At 35.8% G+C, this 17968-nt stretch carries 12 protein-coding genes; 4 read left to right on the top strand and 8 right to left on the bottom strand.

Translation table 11 applies throughout. From position 1 onward, the window contains the following. Positions 1-7 precede the first annotated feature (7 nt). On the bottom strand, positions 8-895 hold the full coding sequence (locus FJR08_RS09100; RefSeq protein WP_168632946.1) for an ABC transporter permease: 888 nt from the start codon (positions 893-895) through the stop codon (positions 8-10). A gap of 336 nt (positions 896-1231) precedes the next feature. Here FJR08_RS09100 and FJR08_RS23565 point away from each other — a divergent pair, with 336 nt between their 5' ends. The 3 genes from FJR08_RS23565 to FJR08_RS09085 all read left to right on the top strand — a co-directional run bounded on the left by FJR08_RS23565 (position 1232) and on the right by FJR08_RS09085 (position 5115). Further along, the gene (locus FJR08_RS23565; protein WP_168632945.1) at positions 1232-1753 is read left to right on the top strand and encodes a type IV pilin-like G/H family protein; all 522 of its coding nucleotides are present in this window, start codon (positions 1232-1234) and stop codon (positions 1751-1753) included. Between the two features lie 458 nt (positions 1754-2211). Further along, complete coding sequence (locus FJR08_RS09090; RefSeq protein WP_174783044.1) at positions 2212-4425, top strand: hypothetical protein; 2214 nt, start codon at positions 2212-2214, stop codon at positions 4423-4425. Between the two features lie 195 nt (positions 4426-4620). Continuing rightward, complete coding sequence (locus FJR08_RS09085; protein ID WP_254435722.1) at positions 4621-5115, top strand: DUF29 domain-containing protein; 495 nt, start codon at positions 4621-4623, stop codon at positions 5113-5115. 108 nt (positions 5116-5223) lie between these two features. Here the strand turns inward: FJR08_RS09085 and FJR08_RS23560 are convergent, their stop codons facing one another. From FJR08_RS23560 to FJR08_RS09040, 7 genes are all read right to left on the bottom strand, one after another. Beyond that, positions 5224-7323 (bottom strand): DUF5672 family protein, encoded by a 2100-nt coding sequence (locus tag FJR08_RS23560; protein ID WP_254435721.1) that lies wholly within the window; start codon positions 7321-7323, stop codon positions 5224-5226. A 35-nt stretch (positions 7324-7358) separates the two neighbouring features. Next, entirely contained in the window at positions 7359-7676 is a 318-nt protein-coding gene (locus FJR08_RS09070) for a hypothetical protein (protein ID WP_168632944.1), read from the bottom strand. A 192-nt stretch (positions 7677-7868) separates the two neighbouring features. Continuing rightward, positions 7869-8654, bottom strand: coding sequence for a hypothetical protein (locus FJR08_RS09065; RefSeq protein ID WP_168632943.1), 786 nt, complete (start codon positions 8652-8654; stop codon positions 7869-7871). A 13-nt stretch (positions 8655-8667) separates the two neighbouring features. Beyond that, the gene (locus tag FJR08_RS23185; RefSeq protein WP_254435720.1) at positions 8668-10557 is read right to left on the bottom strand and encodes a class I SAM-dependent methyltransferase; all 1890 of its coding nucleotides are present in this window, start codon (positions 10555-10557) and stop codon (positions 8668-8670) included. 661 nt (positions 10558-11218) lie between these two features. Next, the gene (locus FJR08_RS09050; protein WP_168632942.1) at positions 11219-11977 is read right to left on the bottom strand and encodes a Uma2 family endonuclease; all 759 of its coding nucleotides are present in this window, start codon (positions 11975-11977) and stop codon (positions 11219-11221) included. Positions 11978-12073: 96 nt separating this feature from the next. After that, positions 12074-12463, bottom strand: coding sequence for a M48 family metallopeptidase (locus tag FJR08_RS09045; protein WP_168632941.1), 390 nt, complete (start codon positions 12461-12463; stop codon positions 12074-12076). Positions 12464-12560: 97 nt separating this feature from the next. Beyond that, positions 12561-14006 (bottom strand): glycoside hydrolase family 13 protein, encoded by a 1446-nt coding sequence (locus tag FJR08_RS09040; RefSeq protein ID WP_168632940.1) that lies wholly within the window; start codon positions 14004-14006, stop codon positions 12561-12563. Positions 14007-14263: 257 nt separating this feature from the next. On the opposite strand from FJR08_RS09040, the gene smc reads away from it, so the two are divergent. Next, complete coding sequence (smc, locus tag FJR08_RS09035) at positions 14264-17950, top strand: chromosome segregation protein SMC (RefSeq protein WP_168632939.1); 3687 nt, start codon at positions 14264-14266, stop codon at positions 17948-17950. The last annotated feature ends 18 nt before the right edge of the window (positions 17951-17968 follow it).

Here is a 17968-nt window from a genome sequence, read left to right as displayed (position 1 = left end):
TTACCAATTACCTATTTTCTCTTCTTAAACGAGGATTGACAAATTCATTCAACCCCTCACCAAGTAGTGATAACCCTACAACTAAAGTTGTCATTGCTAAACCAGGAAACAGGGTAGTCCACCAAATGCCTGTAGGTAGTGCTTCTAGAGCTTGTTTTAAATCATATCCCCATTCTGGCACGTCTTCGGGTAATCCTAACCCTAAAAATCCTAACCCGCCTAAAACTAAGATGGCATCTGCGGCGTTGAGGGTAAAGAGGACGGGGACGCTTTGAATAACATTGAAAAATAGATACCTTGATAAGACAACCCAGGTAGAAGCACCCATGGCTTGTGCAGCTTCTATATATACTTCAGTTTTGACGCTGACAGTGTGGTTACGGACAACGCGATAATATTGGGGAACGTAAGCTATACTAATAGCGATCGCTGCATTTAAGATTCCTCTTCCCACTACAAAAGCCAATGTTACTGACAGTAATAAACCAGGTAAAGTATAAATACTATCCATGAGGAATAATAGAGCTTTATCTAATTTTCCTCCCAAATAACCGCTGACCATCCCCAATGGTACACCGATGATCATGCTCAAAGATGTTGCTAAAGTCACAACTTGCAGCGCGGCTTGTACACCAAACACACTGCGAGAAAAGACATCATAACCCAAACGACTTGTGCCAAACCAATGTTTGGCCGAAGGTGGTTCATGAATAGGGTTAGAGAGAAACTCTCTGGGATTTTGCAACCATCCCCAACTTTGGAAAACAGGAGCAAAAAAGGCTAAGAAGATGAAAAATAGGGTCATACCAATCCCAATTAGCATTAATCGCTGGGATAGGCTCGGATTTTTCGTAAATTTCCAGAAATTTGGTGATTGCTTTTTGGTAATCGTCATATATTAATAACTGGGAGTATTCAACTCGTTCCCAGTCTCTGACTGGGAATGTAGATGTGAGGCTCTGCCTCGAATCAAGTATAGTAGAGCCACAGCTTTTTGGAGTCTATTCCCCGGTAGAGCCAGGGAACGAGGGATAGTAGCAATGTCTATTTTCAGCCTCTAGATAGTGAAAGTACGTCTATATAAGGATTTTAGCCTATTTTTAACCCCCAGTTAGAACTGTTGAACAGATGGGAAAAAAGTTTTTTCCTGGAAGTGATATGAAATTGATCGGAATGGGGTAAGTTATTTCCATCAAGAAACGAACAATACTCCAAATCAAGGAAAAATCCTATGAAAACCGAACTAAAAGCCAAATTCATCCAACAAATCCTCAGCAAAAAGAAAGATAGCGAAGGTTTCACCCTTATTGAACTGTTAGTTGTTATTATTATCATCGGTATTCTATCCGCTATTGCTCTACCTTCTTTCATCAACCAAGCCGCAAAAGCTAAACAAACAGAAGCAAAAACCACCATTAGTTCAGTCAACAAGGCCCAACAAACCCAACGGATAGAAAATGGCGCATTTGCTACCTCTATTACCTCTTTACAAATTGGACTGACTGCCACAAGGACTGCTAACTATGACTATACTTTAACGGCTACTGCTACCGGTAGCACTGCGACTATTTCAGCTTCGGCCCTAGATCCGACTTCTCTCAGAGGCTATAGCGGTGCTGTTATTATCTCCGCTCCCACTGGTGATGCTCCGAGTATCATTTGTCAAACAACTGGAGTGCAGACGAATACTACTGCTCCGACAGTACCTAATAATCCTACAGCTTGTCCCTCTGGTATGGTCATTCTCTCATAAAGTTTTTGGTACTGCTGACTAGACATTTGGAGAGCAAGATTGTAGAGACGAGAATCCCTACCCAGGTCGCGTCTCTACAAAGGTTTTAGGTAACGCCTAATTCCCAGCAGATGTCTAAGAGGTTGTTTCAAAAGTATTATATGAAACCCATAATCTCCAAAAACCTAACCCCCCTCCCCCCCTTCCCTACAAGGGAATGGGGTTTTTAAAGCTTCTCCCCTGGTAGGGGAGAGGTTTGGAGAGGGGTCTGTTTACACATTAAAAACTTTTAAAACATCCTCTAATCAAAAAATTCATTGACAAGATCAATACCTTTGCCATTTTCCCGTAGGTTGGGTTGAACGAAGTAAAACCCAACGTAAACTCAACGTATTTGTTGGGTTTCGTTCCTCAACCCAACCTACAAATCTAATCAAAAAATTCATTGACAAGATAATTAAAAGTAGTTCAATTTTTCAATGATTACCACCAACTTAAATACTCAAATTCCTGCTACCCCAAGCTTATTAAGCATTCAAGAATATGAACAAAATATTACAGAAAATCCCCAGGAAGTTACTAATTATTGGTATTTAGGACTAGCTTTGTTATTAGCAGGAAGAGAAGAAGAAGCGCAGATAGCCTGGATGACTCCAATGTTAGAATTTGGAGAAGAAGAGTCAGAACAATGGCTACTGCAATTAACAGAAATTTTATTAAGTGCTGCTCAACAACAGGAAACAGATTCTCAATCTCAATTTGCTTGGGTAATTCGTCAACACATTCGAGAATTTGTTCCTGGTCATATTAACAATCTTTTGAAAATAATTGAATTAAATATTGATTTAAAGATTGAAGACTTGCAAACGAATATTAATCAATTAATTGCGATTATATCCGAAGTAAGAGAACCTCCTATTTTTGATGAGAATTTATTAGTGCAAGTGATTGGGGAATTGCTTGGTCCTCAGCCAGTTACCCCCCCTACTTTTATAGATAAATTAGTAGAAGCCTTTATACCCCATTTAATAAAATCTGAAAGCATTATTAGATTATTGATGGGTAAAGCTGATAGCTATTATTCTTGTTTCAACCATGGGATATCAATTTATTTTTGCAAAATTGGCTGGCAGTTAGACCCTAATAGTCTATATTTTACTATGAAAATAATTGCTAACCTACAATTACTAGGACAATCACTAGGAGGAAGTTATCTTCAAGAGTCTATTGATTGGGCAAACAAATATTTAGTAACTTCCCCAGAACTAATTAGACAAATACATGGGAATCACTGCTTACTTGTAGCATTTTTAGAGTCTCTCGAAAGTGCAGAAAAAGCTCTACAAACATACCAAAAATATAAACAACTTTTATGTGATCTTGTCAGCAGTGAAACAGAAAGCAAAGGTTTATTTATAAATACAACTTTAGCATTTGGTCACTTTTTCTTATACATGGAAGATAATCCCCATGAAAATAGATTAATTCGTAATAGATTAGCTGCTCTATGTCAAGAAACGATCTGGAAAGAGTTTCCTGAAGAGATCAATATTTATCAACAGCGTTGTAATTCACCTCGTCCTGCTTTGAGTGAGCGTCCTTTAAGGATAGGCTATGTATCAGAGTGTTTTCGTTCCCATTCTGTCGGTTATTTAGCTTGGTGGTTATTAAAATATCATAATCGCCAAGAATTTGATATTCATTTATATTCTTTAAGCCAGAATATTTATGATCCACAACAACAAGCTTATAAAAAGGAATTTGGTGATCATTTTCATCAATTATGCCCGCCGCCAGTGACAGTTGCAAATAAAATAAATGAAGATGAAATAGATATTTTAGTTGATTTAGATAGTTTAACTTCCTATAGTAATTGTGTTATTTTAGCTTTGAAACCCGCACCGATTCAAGTTAGTTGGTTAGGGTATGATGCGACTGGTTTCCCGACGGTTGATTATTTTATTGCTGATAACTATGTTTTACCTGCATCAGCACAGAATGATTATACAGAAAAGATTTGGCGACTCCCGCAAAATTATATTGGTATTGATGGCTTTACTGTGGGAACACCAACTATCAGTAGAGAATCTTTAGATATTCCTAATGATGGGATTATTTATTTTAGTTCTCAAACTGGATTAAAACGTAATCCCGATAATATCCGGTTACAAATGCAAATTATCAAACAAGTTCCTAATAGTTATTTTCTGCTGAAAAGTTTTCGCAGCAATCATGAAGATCTGCAAAATTTTATTGCTCCCCTTGCTGAAGCCCAAGGACTTGATTTAGAATGTTTTAGGTTTTTACCCTCTGCACCTACAGAGATGGAACACCGCGCCAATTTAGCCATTGCAGATATCGTTTTAGATACCTATCCCTATAATGGTGCAACTACTACTTTGGAAACATTATGGATGGGTGTACCCATAGTGACAAGAGTGGGGGAACAATTTGCAGCCCGGAACAGCTATACAATGATGATGAATGTGGGTGTAACTGAAGGTATTGCTTGGAGTGATGAAGAATATGTAGAGTGGGGTGTGAGGTTGGGTAAAGACGAGAAATTAAGACAAGAAATTGTCTGGAAACTGCGAAAATCACGACAAACATCACCCCTATGGAATGGTCAGAAATTTGCCCGGGAAATGGAGAATGCGTATCAGCAAATGTGGCAAAGGTATATTCATCCATAAAATCAGCAATGCCGGAAATCAAAGCACCGGAAATTATGTTAATCTTTAATCAAAAGGCTGATTTTACAGCACTTACCGGTGTTATCAGGTACATATCTAGCGGGCAAGACTTGTACTGAGCTTGTTGAAGTATGCCCGCACCACAAGAGTTTCATGATTCAACTTTGTACCTCATCAAAGCGGAAAACGCTATAAATGACCCATCCTAACAAAAAAAGGATTGTGATTATGTTAAATAAAACACAAAATCAACTACAAAGACTGTATGAAATTGACGATTATCTCTGGTTGGAAGAAACTATTAAGCTTCTAAAAGCAAAAAATTTAGAAAACTTAGACTTAGAAAATTTAATTGAGGAGTTAGAAAGTTTGGGAAGAAATGATTTAAACAAAGTTAGAAGTCTATTAAGACAAATTATAATTCATATTTTACTATTAGAATATTGGCACGACGAATATGATCGAAACCATCGGCATTGGCGGGGAGAAATAATCGCTTTTAGAGATGATTTAAACAATAGCTTAACTAGTACATTAAAAAATAAGTTAGTTCAAGAATTAGATCATATTTACAATGTTGCTTTGAAAGTTGTTGTTCAAAAAACAGGATTAGCATCAAATCTATTCCCTGATAATTGTCCCTATTCTTTAGAACAATTATTAGATGATAATTGGTATCTTCAAAAGTAACTGGATTTGATACAGCGGTTCTTGGTTGAGTGAAATACAAGGACTTCAGCTATCAAAAAGAATCAAAAGTTGCACTATTGCTTAACCCAACCTACATTTCTAAGACGCTTAAAATTGACTTATCAAACTATCCAATGGATAACTTTCTAAGTTACTAACTGGTATTTGTGCTAAATTTATTTTAGCTTCATTACTCAAGATAACTCTACCATAAATGCGGGGTAATAAAGATTGCCATTGCATATCTCCTAGTTTACCTACCAGAGAAATATCTATGGTATCGCTAATATCTAAATCCTCCATTAACAGATTCATGGCTACACTAGATAAAAACATTTCTGCATCTTCAATAGCAATATTACCTGTGTGGATAATCAGGGTAATTTTTTGATTTTCAGGGTGATTTGCTAATGTTTGAATTACCTCTTGTAACTCAAAACCAAGTTCATCTTCTGCTTGTGTCCAATCAGGAAATATGATTAAATTAATATCTCTTAATTTCAACTCATTGACAAAATCGCTGTTTTCGTGATTATCTGAAGAAAAGTCTAAATTCAAATCTTGAGATAATTTATTTAGGACAGAGATAACATGAGGTTTTCCATGAAATCCAAAGGTGTTTTCCCAAGAGAAGTTTTCAATTTCTTCTATGGGTTGTTCAAAACTAAATTTAATAGCAACTTCTAAAGGTGCAAATTTAATACCTTGATCTTTAAACCAGTCATAAAAATAATGACAGATCATCAAATCTTCTGATAATGAAGATGTTTTTATATGATCAAAATCTAACTGTGAGCATACTTCTAATAATTTTTTACTTCTTAAAGAAAAACCACCATTACCTACTCTATTTTTATTTAAGTCAAGTATATCTACTGTCTGACCTTGGGAGTTAACTAAATGAGAGTTTTTCCGCCAAGGTGCGCCAATATAATCATAATTTAAAAATTCCTCTGACCACAACTGAGGATTGATAATAAAACCATCTCCCTGTGTAACTAGGCAAAATTCAGTCTCTATAAATGAATTAAGCTCTTTGATTATAAATCTGCTATATTCAACTAAATTCTTGATAGGATGAATTTTAATAATTTCTAATTGGGGAAAAAGTTCGAGGTATTTTTGATCAATTTCCTCAGATGTAAAGAATAATACTCTCTTAAAGTTTGCGTTTAAATTGGAAATTACTAAGCTTAGTAACGTAAGTTCTATCTCTACGGAAGATATGGTGACTAGAGTTATATTTTGCAGATTGATTTTATTTGTATTTTTATCCAGTAAATGAATAGCATTATTCAATAATTCTGTGATATTAATAGTCTGTTGTGTTTTAGCTAAAGATCCACTATAAAAAGTTCTTTCAGTAAAATTATCTGCTTGGGTATCTCTGACTATGAAAGGAGGATGTTTTAAAGGAAACTGCATTTCTTCAACTGGTATATTAGCTAAAATACTATTTGTATCTGTTGCATGAGTTCCTTCTTTTCCAAAACCAATATTAGAAACTAAATTGATATTTGGTAAAACACTTAAACCTTGATTTATATAACAAGCAAATAACCAAGGATAATCCCAGGTATCAAAACCTTCATACATACCTTGGAAAGTTGCTGACCAATATCTAAATGCTTGTTCATCTTGGAGAATATCAAATAGCCAATTTTCATTTTTAACTAGAGGCCAAAGCTCCATAGTATCATCATAATATTGCCATGCCCTTTTCCAAGTAGCCCATCCCCAACAATGGTTATAACGAGAAAAATAATAACTATAATTTCGTCTTTTTTGTCCAAACTGAAGATTTTGTCCAGAAACTAACATGATTTTGGTATTATGACGATACTCTTCTAATAATTCTTCACAAAAGCGAAAGAAACTAGGATCAGGGAGACAATCATCTTCTAAAATAATTGCTTCTTCAACTTGAGAAAATACCCAATCTAGTCCAGTATAAATTCTCTTTCTACAACCTAAATTAACATCAGAGTAATTAGTTAATACTTCACACTTCCAGTCAACTTGATGAATAATTGCTCTAGCAGCAAGACACTTTTCTTGTTCTCCAATTCTATTCGCTCTTGCACCATCAGCAATAACCAATAATTTGGGAGGTTTAGCTTCACGAATTTTTTCAAAAACTCGCTGAGTTACATCGGGACGGTTAAAAATGATAAAACATACTGGAGTTTTTAATTGCCATTCATTCATAAAATTTTATTCTTAGGTAATTGTAAAAATTCTAATTAAAAAGAAAACTTTCCTGTCATTGATGTCTTTGGTTTATAATGATTTGGATACTTTTCAATTACTAACACACTATCATAGAAATGAAGTCCAGTACAAGTTTTTGTTAAATAAGATGGTGTTAGTTCGTGATCTTGTGAATGCCAAGCATTAAGTTGATCAATGAAATTTTTAGCATACTCAATGAAAGTACCTTCTTTTTTATAGCCACCACCATATCCTGACCAGTAGCTTGTATGTAAATCTTCAACTAAATATACTCCTCTTTCTTGAACTGCCGGGTATAATTCTTCAAACGAACATATTTGTTGTTCCATTGTATGGCCACCATCGTCAATAATAATATCAACTGTTCCTATTGTATTTCTTACATATTGCAGAAAATCTCTAAGTAGGCCGGCGTTAAAGAATCAATCTATGTAACGAAATATAAATTAACGAATACCTTATAAATAGGGTGTTTCACGGTTTTTACAAAACTAAACATATATCGATTTTATTGGGCCGACTTACTTATCTGTCTGACTACCAATAAAAATTTCAACTCTTTCTTCTTCTAATTGTTTGCATCTTGGATCAATATCAATTCCATAAATATATGCTTGTTCGCCAAAATAACTTTTCCACATTTGAAGAGAACCACCATGTGCTACTCCAATTTCTAGGACTTTAATAGGTAATCCTCGAAACCGAGAAAAATGATTATGATAAATATCAAAATATTGATGCCATTTATAAATTAATCTTTTTTGGTTGTTACAAAAGTATTGCCAAAGAGGATTATCATCATCTGGATTTGGTCTAACAATAACATTATGAAAAGGTATATTATTTACATTTTCAACCTGTTGTGATATCAGGCTTTGATCCTTACTTATATGAATACACTTAGTATTTAACTCATCCAACGTATAAGCAGGTATCTGTTCTAATCCTATTTGATTAATAAGTTCTTTGTTTTCATTTTCTACAATAACTCTAGAATACAAATGTGGCAATATACCTTTATATTCTTCTAATGAATTAATTTTTAGCAAATTAAATTCTGGTGAATTATTATCATCACTTTCTAAATTTTGATCGTAGCAAATATTTAGCAATACATCTGCTAATAAAAATTGTGCATCTTCTAAATCTATGTTGTTAGTATCAATTAGTAGATTTATTACACTAGTGTTTGGATGATTGATAATAGTTTTACATACTTTTACCAACTCTTCAAATATTATATCTCTAGATTGATTCCAATTTGGAAAGATTATTAAATTTATATCTTTTAAATTTAGCTCAAGCATTAAATTTTCCTTTTTAAATTGCAATTACAGGACTGGTAATTTGAAAACATGATCTTCCTAAACAAGAGCGTTTTTCGCTAGGTAATCCTCCTCTTGACAAAAGATTAACATCTTTAAAGAAGATGGAAGTACAGTTTTTATAAAGGTAACTAGGAATCATTCCATAAAAATCAATCCTGATAAATCCAGATGCTTGTAATTTTTCCACACCTGGTGCGTGTCTGTGATCATCTGTATTATCAAAAATGATAAATCCTTGATTTTTGACTTTGGATATAGCAAATTCTGCACATTGATTTCTATTGCTACCATCAACAATAATTACATCAAAGGAATGATCTTCATATTGATTAATAGCAGAAGCATATTTTAAATCATCTTCAATCAAATATAGTTCTACATTTGAAGGCATATTTTCTTTGATATATCCAAACCAGTTTGCATCACTTTCTATAGAAATTACTTGTGTTACTCTTTCCGACCACCAAAGAGACGAATTCCCACTACCATATTCAAAAATACGAAAATCACTATCTATTTTATTTTCAATAAATTCTATAGCAGGATAAGTGTACCAAGGAATAGGTTTTGCTTCTTGATTAATAGGTTTTCCTGAATATAAAGAATTTAACCATCCAGAAGTCTGTAAATAATTAATACCTGGCGGTAAATTTCTGGAAATTTCTTCCCAATCATTAGCTAATATTAGGCTATGAGCTAAGGGTATTAACCCAGTTTCAGAAAATTGAGGATTTTCAATGATTGTTTGTTTAAATAATTCGATGGCTTGAGGAAATTTCTGTTCAGCAAATTTTTGATAAGCTTTGGATAAGCTACTTTCTTTTTGTTGTGGCAGCGTATTATATTGTAGCTGATCTAATAGGTTTAATTTTTCTATATCTAGTGAATTTTTGATTATCTCTTCTAAAGTCCAACAAGGTAATTCTAATCCTATTTGATTAATAAATTCTTTGTTTTCACTTTCTAAAATAATTCTAGAGTGTAAAATTGGCAATAAGCCTTTATATTCTTCTCGTGAATTTGTTTTGAATAAATTAAATTGTGGTAATTTATCGTCATCAGTTTCTATATTTCCTTGATAACAAAGATTAAGTACAACATCTGCTAATAAGAAGTTCGCATCTTCTAAACTGGTATTTTGGATATCAATAAGTAAGGCAATATCACTATTATTAGGGTGATCAATAATGGACTGACATACATTTAGTAATTGTGCAAATATTACTTCTATAGATTGACTCCAATCTGGGAAGATGACAAAATTAATATTTTTTAAATTCAGTTGATAGTTATTTTCTTCTGATTTTATAGCTTTTAATACAGCATGAACATGAATAACTTGATTTGGGGAATGTATTTCTTCAATGCTAACAATACTAAATTCCCCTTTAAAACCATAATGACTTTGACAACCTGCTAAATAAGGAGGAAATTCTTGGCAATAATACATAAAGGAATTAATATTCCAAAAACTGACATGGGTAGGATCTTGAAATGCTCCTCTGCCATCAGTTGATGGTACACTAATGTCAACTATTCCATCTGGCTTTAATATTCTCCATATTTCATTCATTGTGTGGATTCTATCAGGCAGATGCTCAATAATATCATGTGCTTTGATAAAATCAACACTATTATCTGGAAATGGAAAATGTCCATTCAAATTAGCAATAACATCTACACCATCAGCAGCAACTAAATCTACACCTATAAAACCTTCAGCTTTATGAGTTCCACATCCTAAATCTATACAAATTAGTTTCGATGAAGCTGATAAGTTAGAATTATCCATAATGTCAATTTCTTCTTTTCTATTATCAAGTTGTTGTTGATCTGACTGAAGTAAATTTTTTTCTTCTTGCTTACCAGCTATTACATTCATCTGATTATATAGTAAACAAATCTGAGAGCGATAGCATCGCTCGCGGCCGGTATCGCTCTTACTTCCCCCATTCTCTTCTTCACATCCGCCAAAACAGTCTGATAATCCTTTCTATCTGGATGTAATTTTACCAACCTTTCCATCAAAGCGATCGCTTATTTCACTCCTTAACCCCCTCAATTACCCCTACCTATAGAGAGTACCCACAATTTCCAGAAATCTATCACTTTCTGGATATACTAATGTTAATTTTCACAGATCTTTACAATTGACATGAAAATGTCAGTATCAATCCCTTGACTCCTGCTATAATTTATCCATATTTTATGATACAATTATTCTTATGAGGTACAAATTTGAATCATGAAACTCTTGTAGTGCGGGCATCTTGCCCGCTAGATATGTACCTCATAACACCGGGAAGTGCTGTATAAACATATCTCTATATTTTTAACAACCTGGGTTCAACAATGCTCATTGGTGTCAACTTAACGTAAAACCCATAACCCGCCTGGGAATTAATTCCCAGTCTCATAGTTCAAGTCCGTTAAAACGGACTAATAAACTTTCCTAATATTTAGTCATCTTTAGATGACTTTCGCTATTAGCAAGGAACTTGAGTTCCTTGCGGGATAGAGGTTTTACATCATATCAAGATTACTCAATCATCAAATTCAACGCCTAATTCTCGCAATTTCGCTGCTAATTTATCAGCACGTTGTTTTTCCTGTTCAGCCCGTTGTTTTTCCTGTTCTGCCCGTTGTCTTTCCTGTTCAGCTTGTTCTTCTCCTGTTAATAAGAAATTTCCTGCTAAATCCCACCACCTTAACCAAGGTAACTCGACATTTTTATATGTTCCTTGCCAAATTCCTAATTCAACACCCATTTTTTCAATCACATAATGACCCCTTGCATTAGGTGGCATCAGGTGATATTGTCCTTCGATTAAATGATATAATTCTAATGATGATTTCTTTTCTTCATAAATACCGTAAAAAGGTACTCTAATCGCTTTTTCATAAACCCAAAATTTTCCTTGATATGGAGTTTCGTCCTTTTCTTCTTTACCATTACCTGATACAAATTCAATGACAATTAGGGGAGCAACTAATTCTTGCCACATCACATAAGAACGGCGCATTTGACCATTTAGAGCCGGTGGCACATCAGGAACATAAAACCAATCTGGCGCTTCTGCACCTCGTTCTGGTGGTTCTGTAATCCGCCAATAAATACCGCTATCTTGTCCTATGCAAAATTGTTTATCTGGATGAATTGCTTGTAATTTTGACCAGATAGATTCTGTTAACAGAATACTTTGAGGATGTTCTTGGAAATTTTTCACGAAATTTCCATCTTCACAGGGTAATTGAGTATGATCTGGTAACTGTGTTAAAGGAGCAAGTTTCAGGGTGTCCATAATTTTCCATTTTGGAAGAATATGTTTGGTGTTAGCTAAGATGGGATATAGTTTTATATCGATCAAACTATATTATAAACAATTCTGATATGATTTTTATTTTCCTATTGTCTTCTTTGTATTCGCTAAAACAGTTTGATAATCCTGTCTATCTGGATGTAATTTTACCAACCTTTCCATCAAAGCGATCGCACTTTTATTATCCCCCATTCGCAATCGAATCATAGACAACTTCTCAAGTGCAGTTTGATTATTTGGTTCACGCTGCAAAACTAACTCATACCCCTTAATCTGTTTTTGCAACTCAGTTTCAGCCGATTGAACTACTGCTTGCTTAGGTTTTTCCCAAGCCTGTTTGATGGTATTAACCCCTCCAAACAACATTGAACCACCAAATGAAACCATTCCAATATATGTAACAATTCTTTTCTTTCGCTCAATCTGCTTACCGCGCTGAACTAAATAATCATCCCCTGAAGTAGCCATGTATCAAAAATTGCTGTTGTCTCAATTTCAGCATTACTCCTATGCAATTAGATTACCCACAACCATCAAAAAAATATCACGCATAAATATTTTTTAATTATCCCAAAATCAAGCCACTACGGGGAGGAATAATTAAACAAACATTTTCCTCTTTCCAGATAATTTCCCCATTCCCAAATAAAACTTGATTTGGTTGACTTTGTAAACTACTACAATCTAGGTTGACTGTAATAGTTTCAGTTCCTACATTCACAGCAATAATTAATTCTTCACTTTCTAAAATTCGCGCAAATACATAAACTGTTTCTTTTGCATAGAGAACTTGGTATTTACCAATTCGCAAAGCCGGATAATTTTGTCGAATAGCAATTAATTGTTTATGAGTATTTAAAATTTTGGGATTCCAGTCAGATTCAGGAGGGAAAACCCGCCGACAATCGGGATCTATTGCACCAGGTAAACCAACTTCATCACCATAGTAAATACTAGGCGCACCGGGAAAAGTGAATAATAACAAATTACACAATTCTACACTTGCTTGATCACTGTCAGCAATACTCATTAATCTGGCTGTATCATGGCTACTGAGAAGGTTTAATTGTGTTAGTTGAATTTCCCAAGGATACAGTTCTAAAAGACTGTGAATTTTGGCTGCATATTCAGTCGCATCTAGGGCAGGATAGGGAGAATAACCTTGAGATATAACTAAGTCTAATACTACTTTATCGCCTACTGCAAAGGCAATGGCAGCCTCATTAAATAAATAATTCAATACCCCATCAAATTGCGTTCCATCAAGCCATTCACGGGCATCTGTCCAAACCTCACCGACAATATAAGCATGAGGATTAATACCTTTAACTCGTTGGCGAAATTCCTGCCAAAAACCCGGAGTTTTAATTTCATAAGGCACATCTAACCGCCAACCATCAATGCCAAATTCTAACCAATATTCAGCAATTTCCATAATGTATTCTTTAACATCTGGATGATCATGATTAAAGGTTGGTAAAGAGCGAATCCCCGCCCAAGCATCATAATTAGCGGGTAAACTACCATCATAAGGGGCAAGCGGCCAATCTTGAATTTTAAACCAATTTACCCAAGGGGAATTAGAACCATTTTCTAACACATCATGAAAAAAGAAAAAGCCTCGGCTAGAATGATTAAATACGCCATCAAGAACTATTTTGATATTTCGTGAATGGGCTGCATCTAGTAATTCTCGTAACGCCTGATTTCCCCCCAACATGGGATCAACTTGGTAATAATCATGGGTATGATAACGATGATTACTAGCAGATTGAAAAATGGGTGTAAAGTAAATTGCATTCACCCCTAAACTTTGGATATAGTCTAATCGTTCTATCACACCCCACAAATCACCACCTTTATAGCCTTGGTATGTAGGTGGTGCATCCCAGACTTCCAAATTGCTATTATTTAAGAAGCTGTGACGGGAACGTTGACTTCTGGCAAATCTATCAGGAAAGATTTGATAGAAAACCGCGTGTTTAACCCAATCTGGCGTTTGAATTTCCATAAATACATCTATGAGCAACTTAACATATAGCAATTTTAAACCAGATGTAAACAACCCCCTTGTATTTCCCTCTGTGTCCTCTGTGTCTCTGTGGTTCGTTTAAAATATATTGTCGCCATACATTTAGAGTATGACCAATTAAATACCCAGAACCCACAGCATATCAATTACCAAATTTCCCCTCTTTCCTAGTCACGAAAGGATAAATAATTGGTACAATTGTTTGCTTAACCCAGTTTCCAGTTAACCAGTGCCTCATGGTATATGTCAAGCGCGTTGAACTTACCAATTTTAAATCCTTCGGTGGGACTACTGCTGTCCCTTTACTACCGGGGTGTACTGTCATATCTGGGCCTAATGGTTCTGGAAAATCAAATATTCTGGATGCGTTGCTGTTTTGCTTGGGACTGGCTAGTTCTAAGGGTATGCGGGCGGAACGTTTACCGGATTTGGTGAATAATGCCCAAAAACATAAGGGGCGTTCGGCGCTGGAAGCTAGTGTAACTGTGACTTTTGATATTTCGGATGTCTCTCGCAGAGGCGCGGAGGCACAGAGGGAGGATGTGGGGGAGGTAGGGGAAGTAGGGGAAGTAGGGGAAGTAGGGGAGGTAGGGGAGGTAGGGGAGGTAGGGGAGGTAGGGGAGGTAGGGGAAAATCCAAAATCTAAAATCCAAAATCCAAAATCGTCTGAGTGGAGTGTTACTCGGCGGTTGCGGGTGTCTCAGCAGGGGGGGTACACGTCGAATTATTATATTAATGGTGTGGCTTGTACTTTGACTGAGTTACATGAGGATTTGGAGGAACTGCGGATTTATCCTGAAGGGTATAATGTAGTGTTGCAGGGGGATGTGACGAGTATTATCTCGATGAATGCGCGGGAACGTCGGGAAATTATTGATGAGTTGGCTGGGGTGGCGACTTATGATCGGAAGATTATCCAAGCTAGGTCTACTTTGGATGAGGTGAAGGATAAGGAGGATAGTTGTCGGATTATTCAGACTGAGTTAAGTATACAATGCGATCGCCTGTCTCAAGATAAGGCTAAGGCGGAAAAGTATCAATTATTGAAAATTGAGTTTATTCAAAAGCAGTCTTGGGAATCTGTGTTATCTTGGCGTTCTCTCCAAGCACAGCAGGAAAAGCTGGTTGCACAAGTTCAAGAGGGCGATCGCAATTTCAGTGATTTTACTACTCAGTTAAATATAACTAATTCTCAAATTGATCAAAAAACTACTGAATTAGATCAACTCAATCTCCGGGTAAAGGCTTTGGGGGAAGAGGAACTTCTGTCTGTTCAATCAAATCTCGCTACTCAGGAAGCGGAACGGAAACAACTCCAACGTCAACAACGGGAGTTAGAAACATCTATTCAAGAATCTACAAAGCGATTAAATCAAACTTATCAAGAAATTCAACAATATCAACTTGCTTTAGAGGAAGCTATAAAAAGTCATAATGTAGAGACGTTCCATGGAACGTCTCTACAATCAGAACGTGACACCGCTCAACAAAATTTAGAATCTTCTCGTCAAGCTGCTGCGGAAATTGCAACCGCTTCAGAAGCTTGGGTACAACAACAAACGGCATTAAATCGGCAAATTGAATCTTTATTGCATATTCTCGAACCCCAACGCACTGAACAAGCGCAATTACAGGAACGCAATACTCAATTACAAGAATTGATTTCTGAACAATCTCAGTTAATTGCGACTTTAGAACCGGAATTAACTGCAAAACAAGTTGAATGCGTGAGTTTGGAAACGGAATTTAATGCTTCTACTCAACCTATTCAGAATTTAGCGGAAAATCTCGCTGCAACGGAACAAGAGTTACAAATTCAACAAGATACCCAAAAGCGACTTTTACAAGAACAACGAGATAAACAACGTCAATTAGATAAGTTAGAGGCACAAACTCAAGCGCAACAGGAAATACAAGGAACACAAGCAAGTAAGGTAATTTTACAGTCGGAAATGCCCGGTTTATGTGGTTTAGTGGTGCAGTTGGGTAAGGTAGATCCCAAATATCAAACAGCGTTGGAAATGGCTGCGGGTGGACGTTTGGGGCATATTGTCGTTGAAGATGATAGTGTGGCATCTGCGGGAATTGAACTGTTGAAACAAAAACGGGCAGGAAGGGCAACTTTTTTACCTTTAAATAAGGTTAAAGTCCCGAAATTTACCCAGGATGCAACTCTGCGTTTAGCTGATGGTTTTGTTAATTATGCGGTAAATTTGGTAGAATGCGATCGCCGTTATCATGATGTATTTGCCTATGTTTTTGGTGCAACGGTAGTATTTGCGACTCTGGCACAAGCTCGGAAAAATATGGGACTATATCGCATAGTCACCTTACAAGGGGAATTATTAGAAACTAGCGGGGCAATGACTGGAGGTAGTAGTAGTCAACGTTCATCTTTACGCTTTGATAGCGGTGAAGCTGGAGAATCGCAGGAAGTCGCTAATTTGAAATCTCGCTTAATAGATATTGATCGCATTTTAGACCGTTGTGGAGAAGCAATTTCTACTTTAGCAACTCGCACTAAAACATTAACTTTAGAATTAACAGAAGCACGTCAAGGACGGAGAGAACAACAATTATATTTAGAACAGTTAAAGAAAGAGATTAAGAGTTTAACAACGCAGTTAGAAAATACTCGTTCTCAACTTTCCCAAAATACCCAAAAATTTACATCTGCACAATCCCGGTTAGAAGTTTTAAATCGGGAATTACCAGAACAAGAAACTCAATTACAACAATTACGACATACTTTAGCTGAGTTGGAATCTTCCCAAACCCCCAGCGAATGGCAACAAATCCAAGCTATCATTAAAACCCAAGAACAGGAATTACAACAACGGGAAACTGCGTTAAGAGATGTTCAACAACAATTAAAAAATCTCGAAAATCAACAACAACGATTACAAGAAAAAATAGAAGAATCCCAAACCAGAGTTATTCAATATCAACAAGAAGAAACCACAGGAAAACAGCAACAAGCAACAGTTAATAGTCAAGTGGTCGAATTGAGTAATTTGATTACTGTAAATCAAGCTAATTTACGGAAATTAGAAGAAAATTTAGGAGAAGAAAAGAAAAATCGGGATACAGCAGAAACAGAATTGCGATCGCTCTTATTGCGTCAACAACAATTACAATGGGAAATTGAGAAACTGCAAGAAACTCAACAAAAACGCCGGGAAGATTTAACAGCACTGCAAAACCAACTGCGAGATTTAGGTGCAGAATTACCCAGTCCTTTACCAGAAGTTCCCAATAAAGTTAATTTAGAAGAATTACAAAAAGAATTACGGAGTTTAGGTAAACGCTTACAGGCCATGGAACCTGTGAATATGTTAGCTTTGGAAGAATATGATAAAGTCCAAGGTCGTCTTCAAGAACTTACGGAAAAATTAGAGACTTTGGAAGGGGAACGGACAGAATTATTATTAAGAATTGAGAACTTTACCACGTTACGTCAAAAAGTATTTAAAGAAGCTTTTGATGCAGTTAACGAAAATTTTCAATCAATTTTCGCTATTTTATCAGATGGGGACGGTTATTTACAACTGGATAATCCTGAAGATCCTTTTAACAGTGGTTTAAACCTAGTCGCACACCCCAAAGGTAAACCCGTCCAACGTCTTGCTTCTATGTCAGGGGGAGAGAAATCCTTAACTGCATTAAGTTTTATTTTCTCCCTACAACGTTATCGTCCTTCTCCATTTTACGCCTTTGATGAAGTAGATATGTTTTTAGATGGGGCAAATGTGGAACGATTAGCGAGAATGATTAGACAACAGGCGGAACAGGCACAGTTTATAGTTGTGAGTTTGCGCCGTCCGATGATAGAATCAGCACAGCGGACAATTGGTGTAACTCAAGCTAGAGGTGCTTATACTCAAGTTTTGGGTATTAAGTTACAATCATCTGACCACTGCTAAATTTGCTGTAAAGCTTTA

The organism is Dolichospermum sp. UHCC 0260, from assembly GCF_009711985.1.
GTDB classification, from domain to species: Bacteria; Cyanobacteriota; Cyanobacteriia; order Cyanobacteriales; family Nostocaceae; genus Dolichospermum; species Dolichospermum lemmermannii.
The sequence above is the reverse complement of the archived record's forward strand: the minus strand, read 5'-3'. Positions and strand labels throughout refer to the sequence as shown.

Coding starts and splice junctions, on each gene's coding strand:
- FJR08_RS09100 (WP_168632946.1), bottom strand. CDS start 895: ATGACGATTACCAAAAAGCAATCACCAAATTTCTGGAAATTTACGAAA.
- FJR08_RS23565 (WP_168632945.1), top strand. CDS start 1,232: ATGAAAACCGAACTAAAAGCCAAATTCATCCAACAAATCCTCAGCAAA.
- FJR08_RS09090 (WP_174783044.1), top strand. CDS start 2,212: ATGATTACCACCAACTTAAATACTCAAATTCCTGCTACCCCAAGCTTA.
- FJR08_RS09085 (WP_254435722.1), top strand. CDS start 4,621: ATGACCCATCCTAACAAAAAAAGGATTGTGATTATGTTAAATAAAACA.
- FJR08_RS23560 (WP_254435721.1), bottom strand. CDS start 7,323: ATGAATGAATGGCAATTAAAAACTCCAGTATGTTTTATCATTTTTAAC.
- FJR08_RS09070 (WP_168632944.1), bottom strand. CDS start 7,676: ATGGAACAACAAATATGTTCGTTTGAAGAATTATACCCGGCAGTTCAA.
- FJR08_RS09065 (WP_168632943.1), bottom strand. CDS start 8,654: ATGCTTGAGCTAAATTTAAAAGATATAAATTTAATAATCTTTCCAAAT.
- FJR08_RS23185 (WP_254435720.1), bottom strand. CDS start 10,557: ATGAATGTAATAGCTGGTAAGCAAGAAGAAAAAAATTTACTTCAGTCA.
- FJR08_RS09050 (WP_168632942.1), bottom strand. CDS start 11,977: ATGGACACCCTGAAACTTGCTCCTTTAACACAGTTACCAGATCATACT.
- FJR08_RS09045 (WP_168632941.1), bottom strand. CDS start 12,463: ATGGCTACTTCAGGGGATGATTATTTAGTTCAGCGCGGTAAGCAGATT.
- FJR08_RS09040 (WP_168632940.1), bottom strand. CDS start 14,006: ATGGAAATTCAAACGCCAGATTGGGTTAAACACGCGGTTTTCTATCAA.
- smc (WP_168632939.1), top strand. CDS start 14,264: ATGGTATATGTCAAGCGCGTTGAACTTACCAATTTTAAATCCTTCGGT.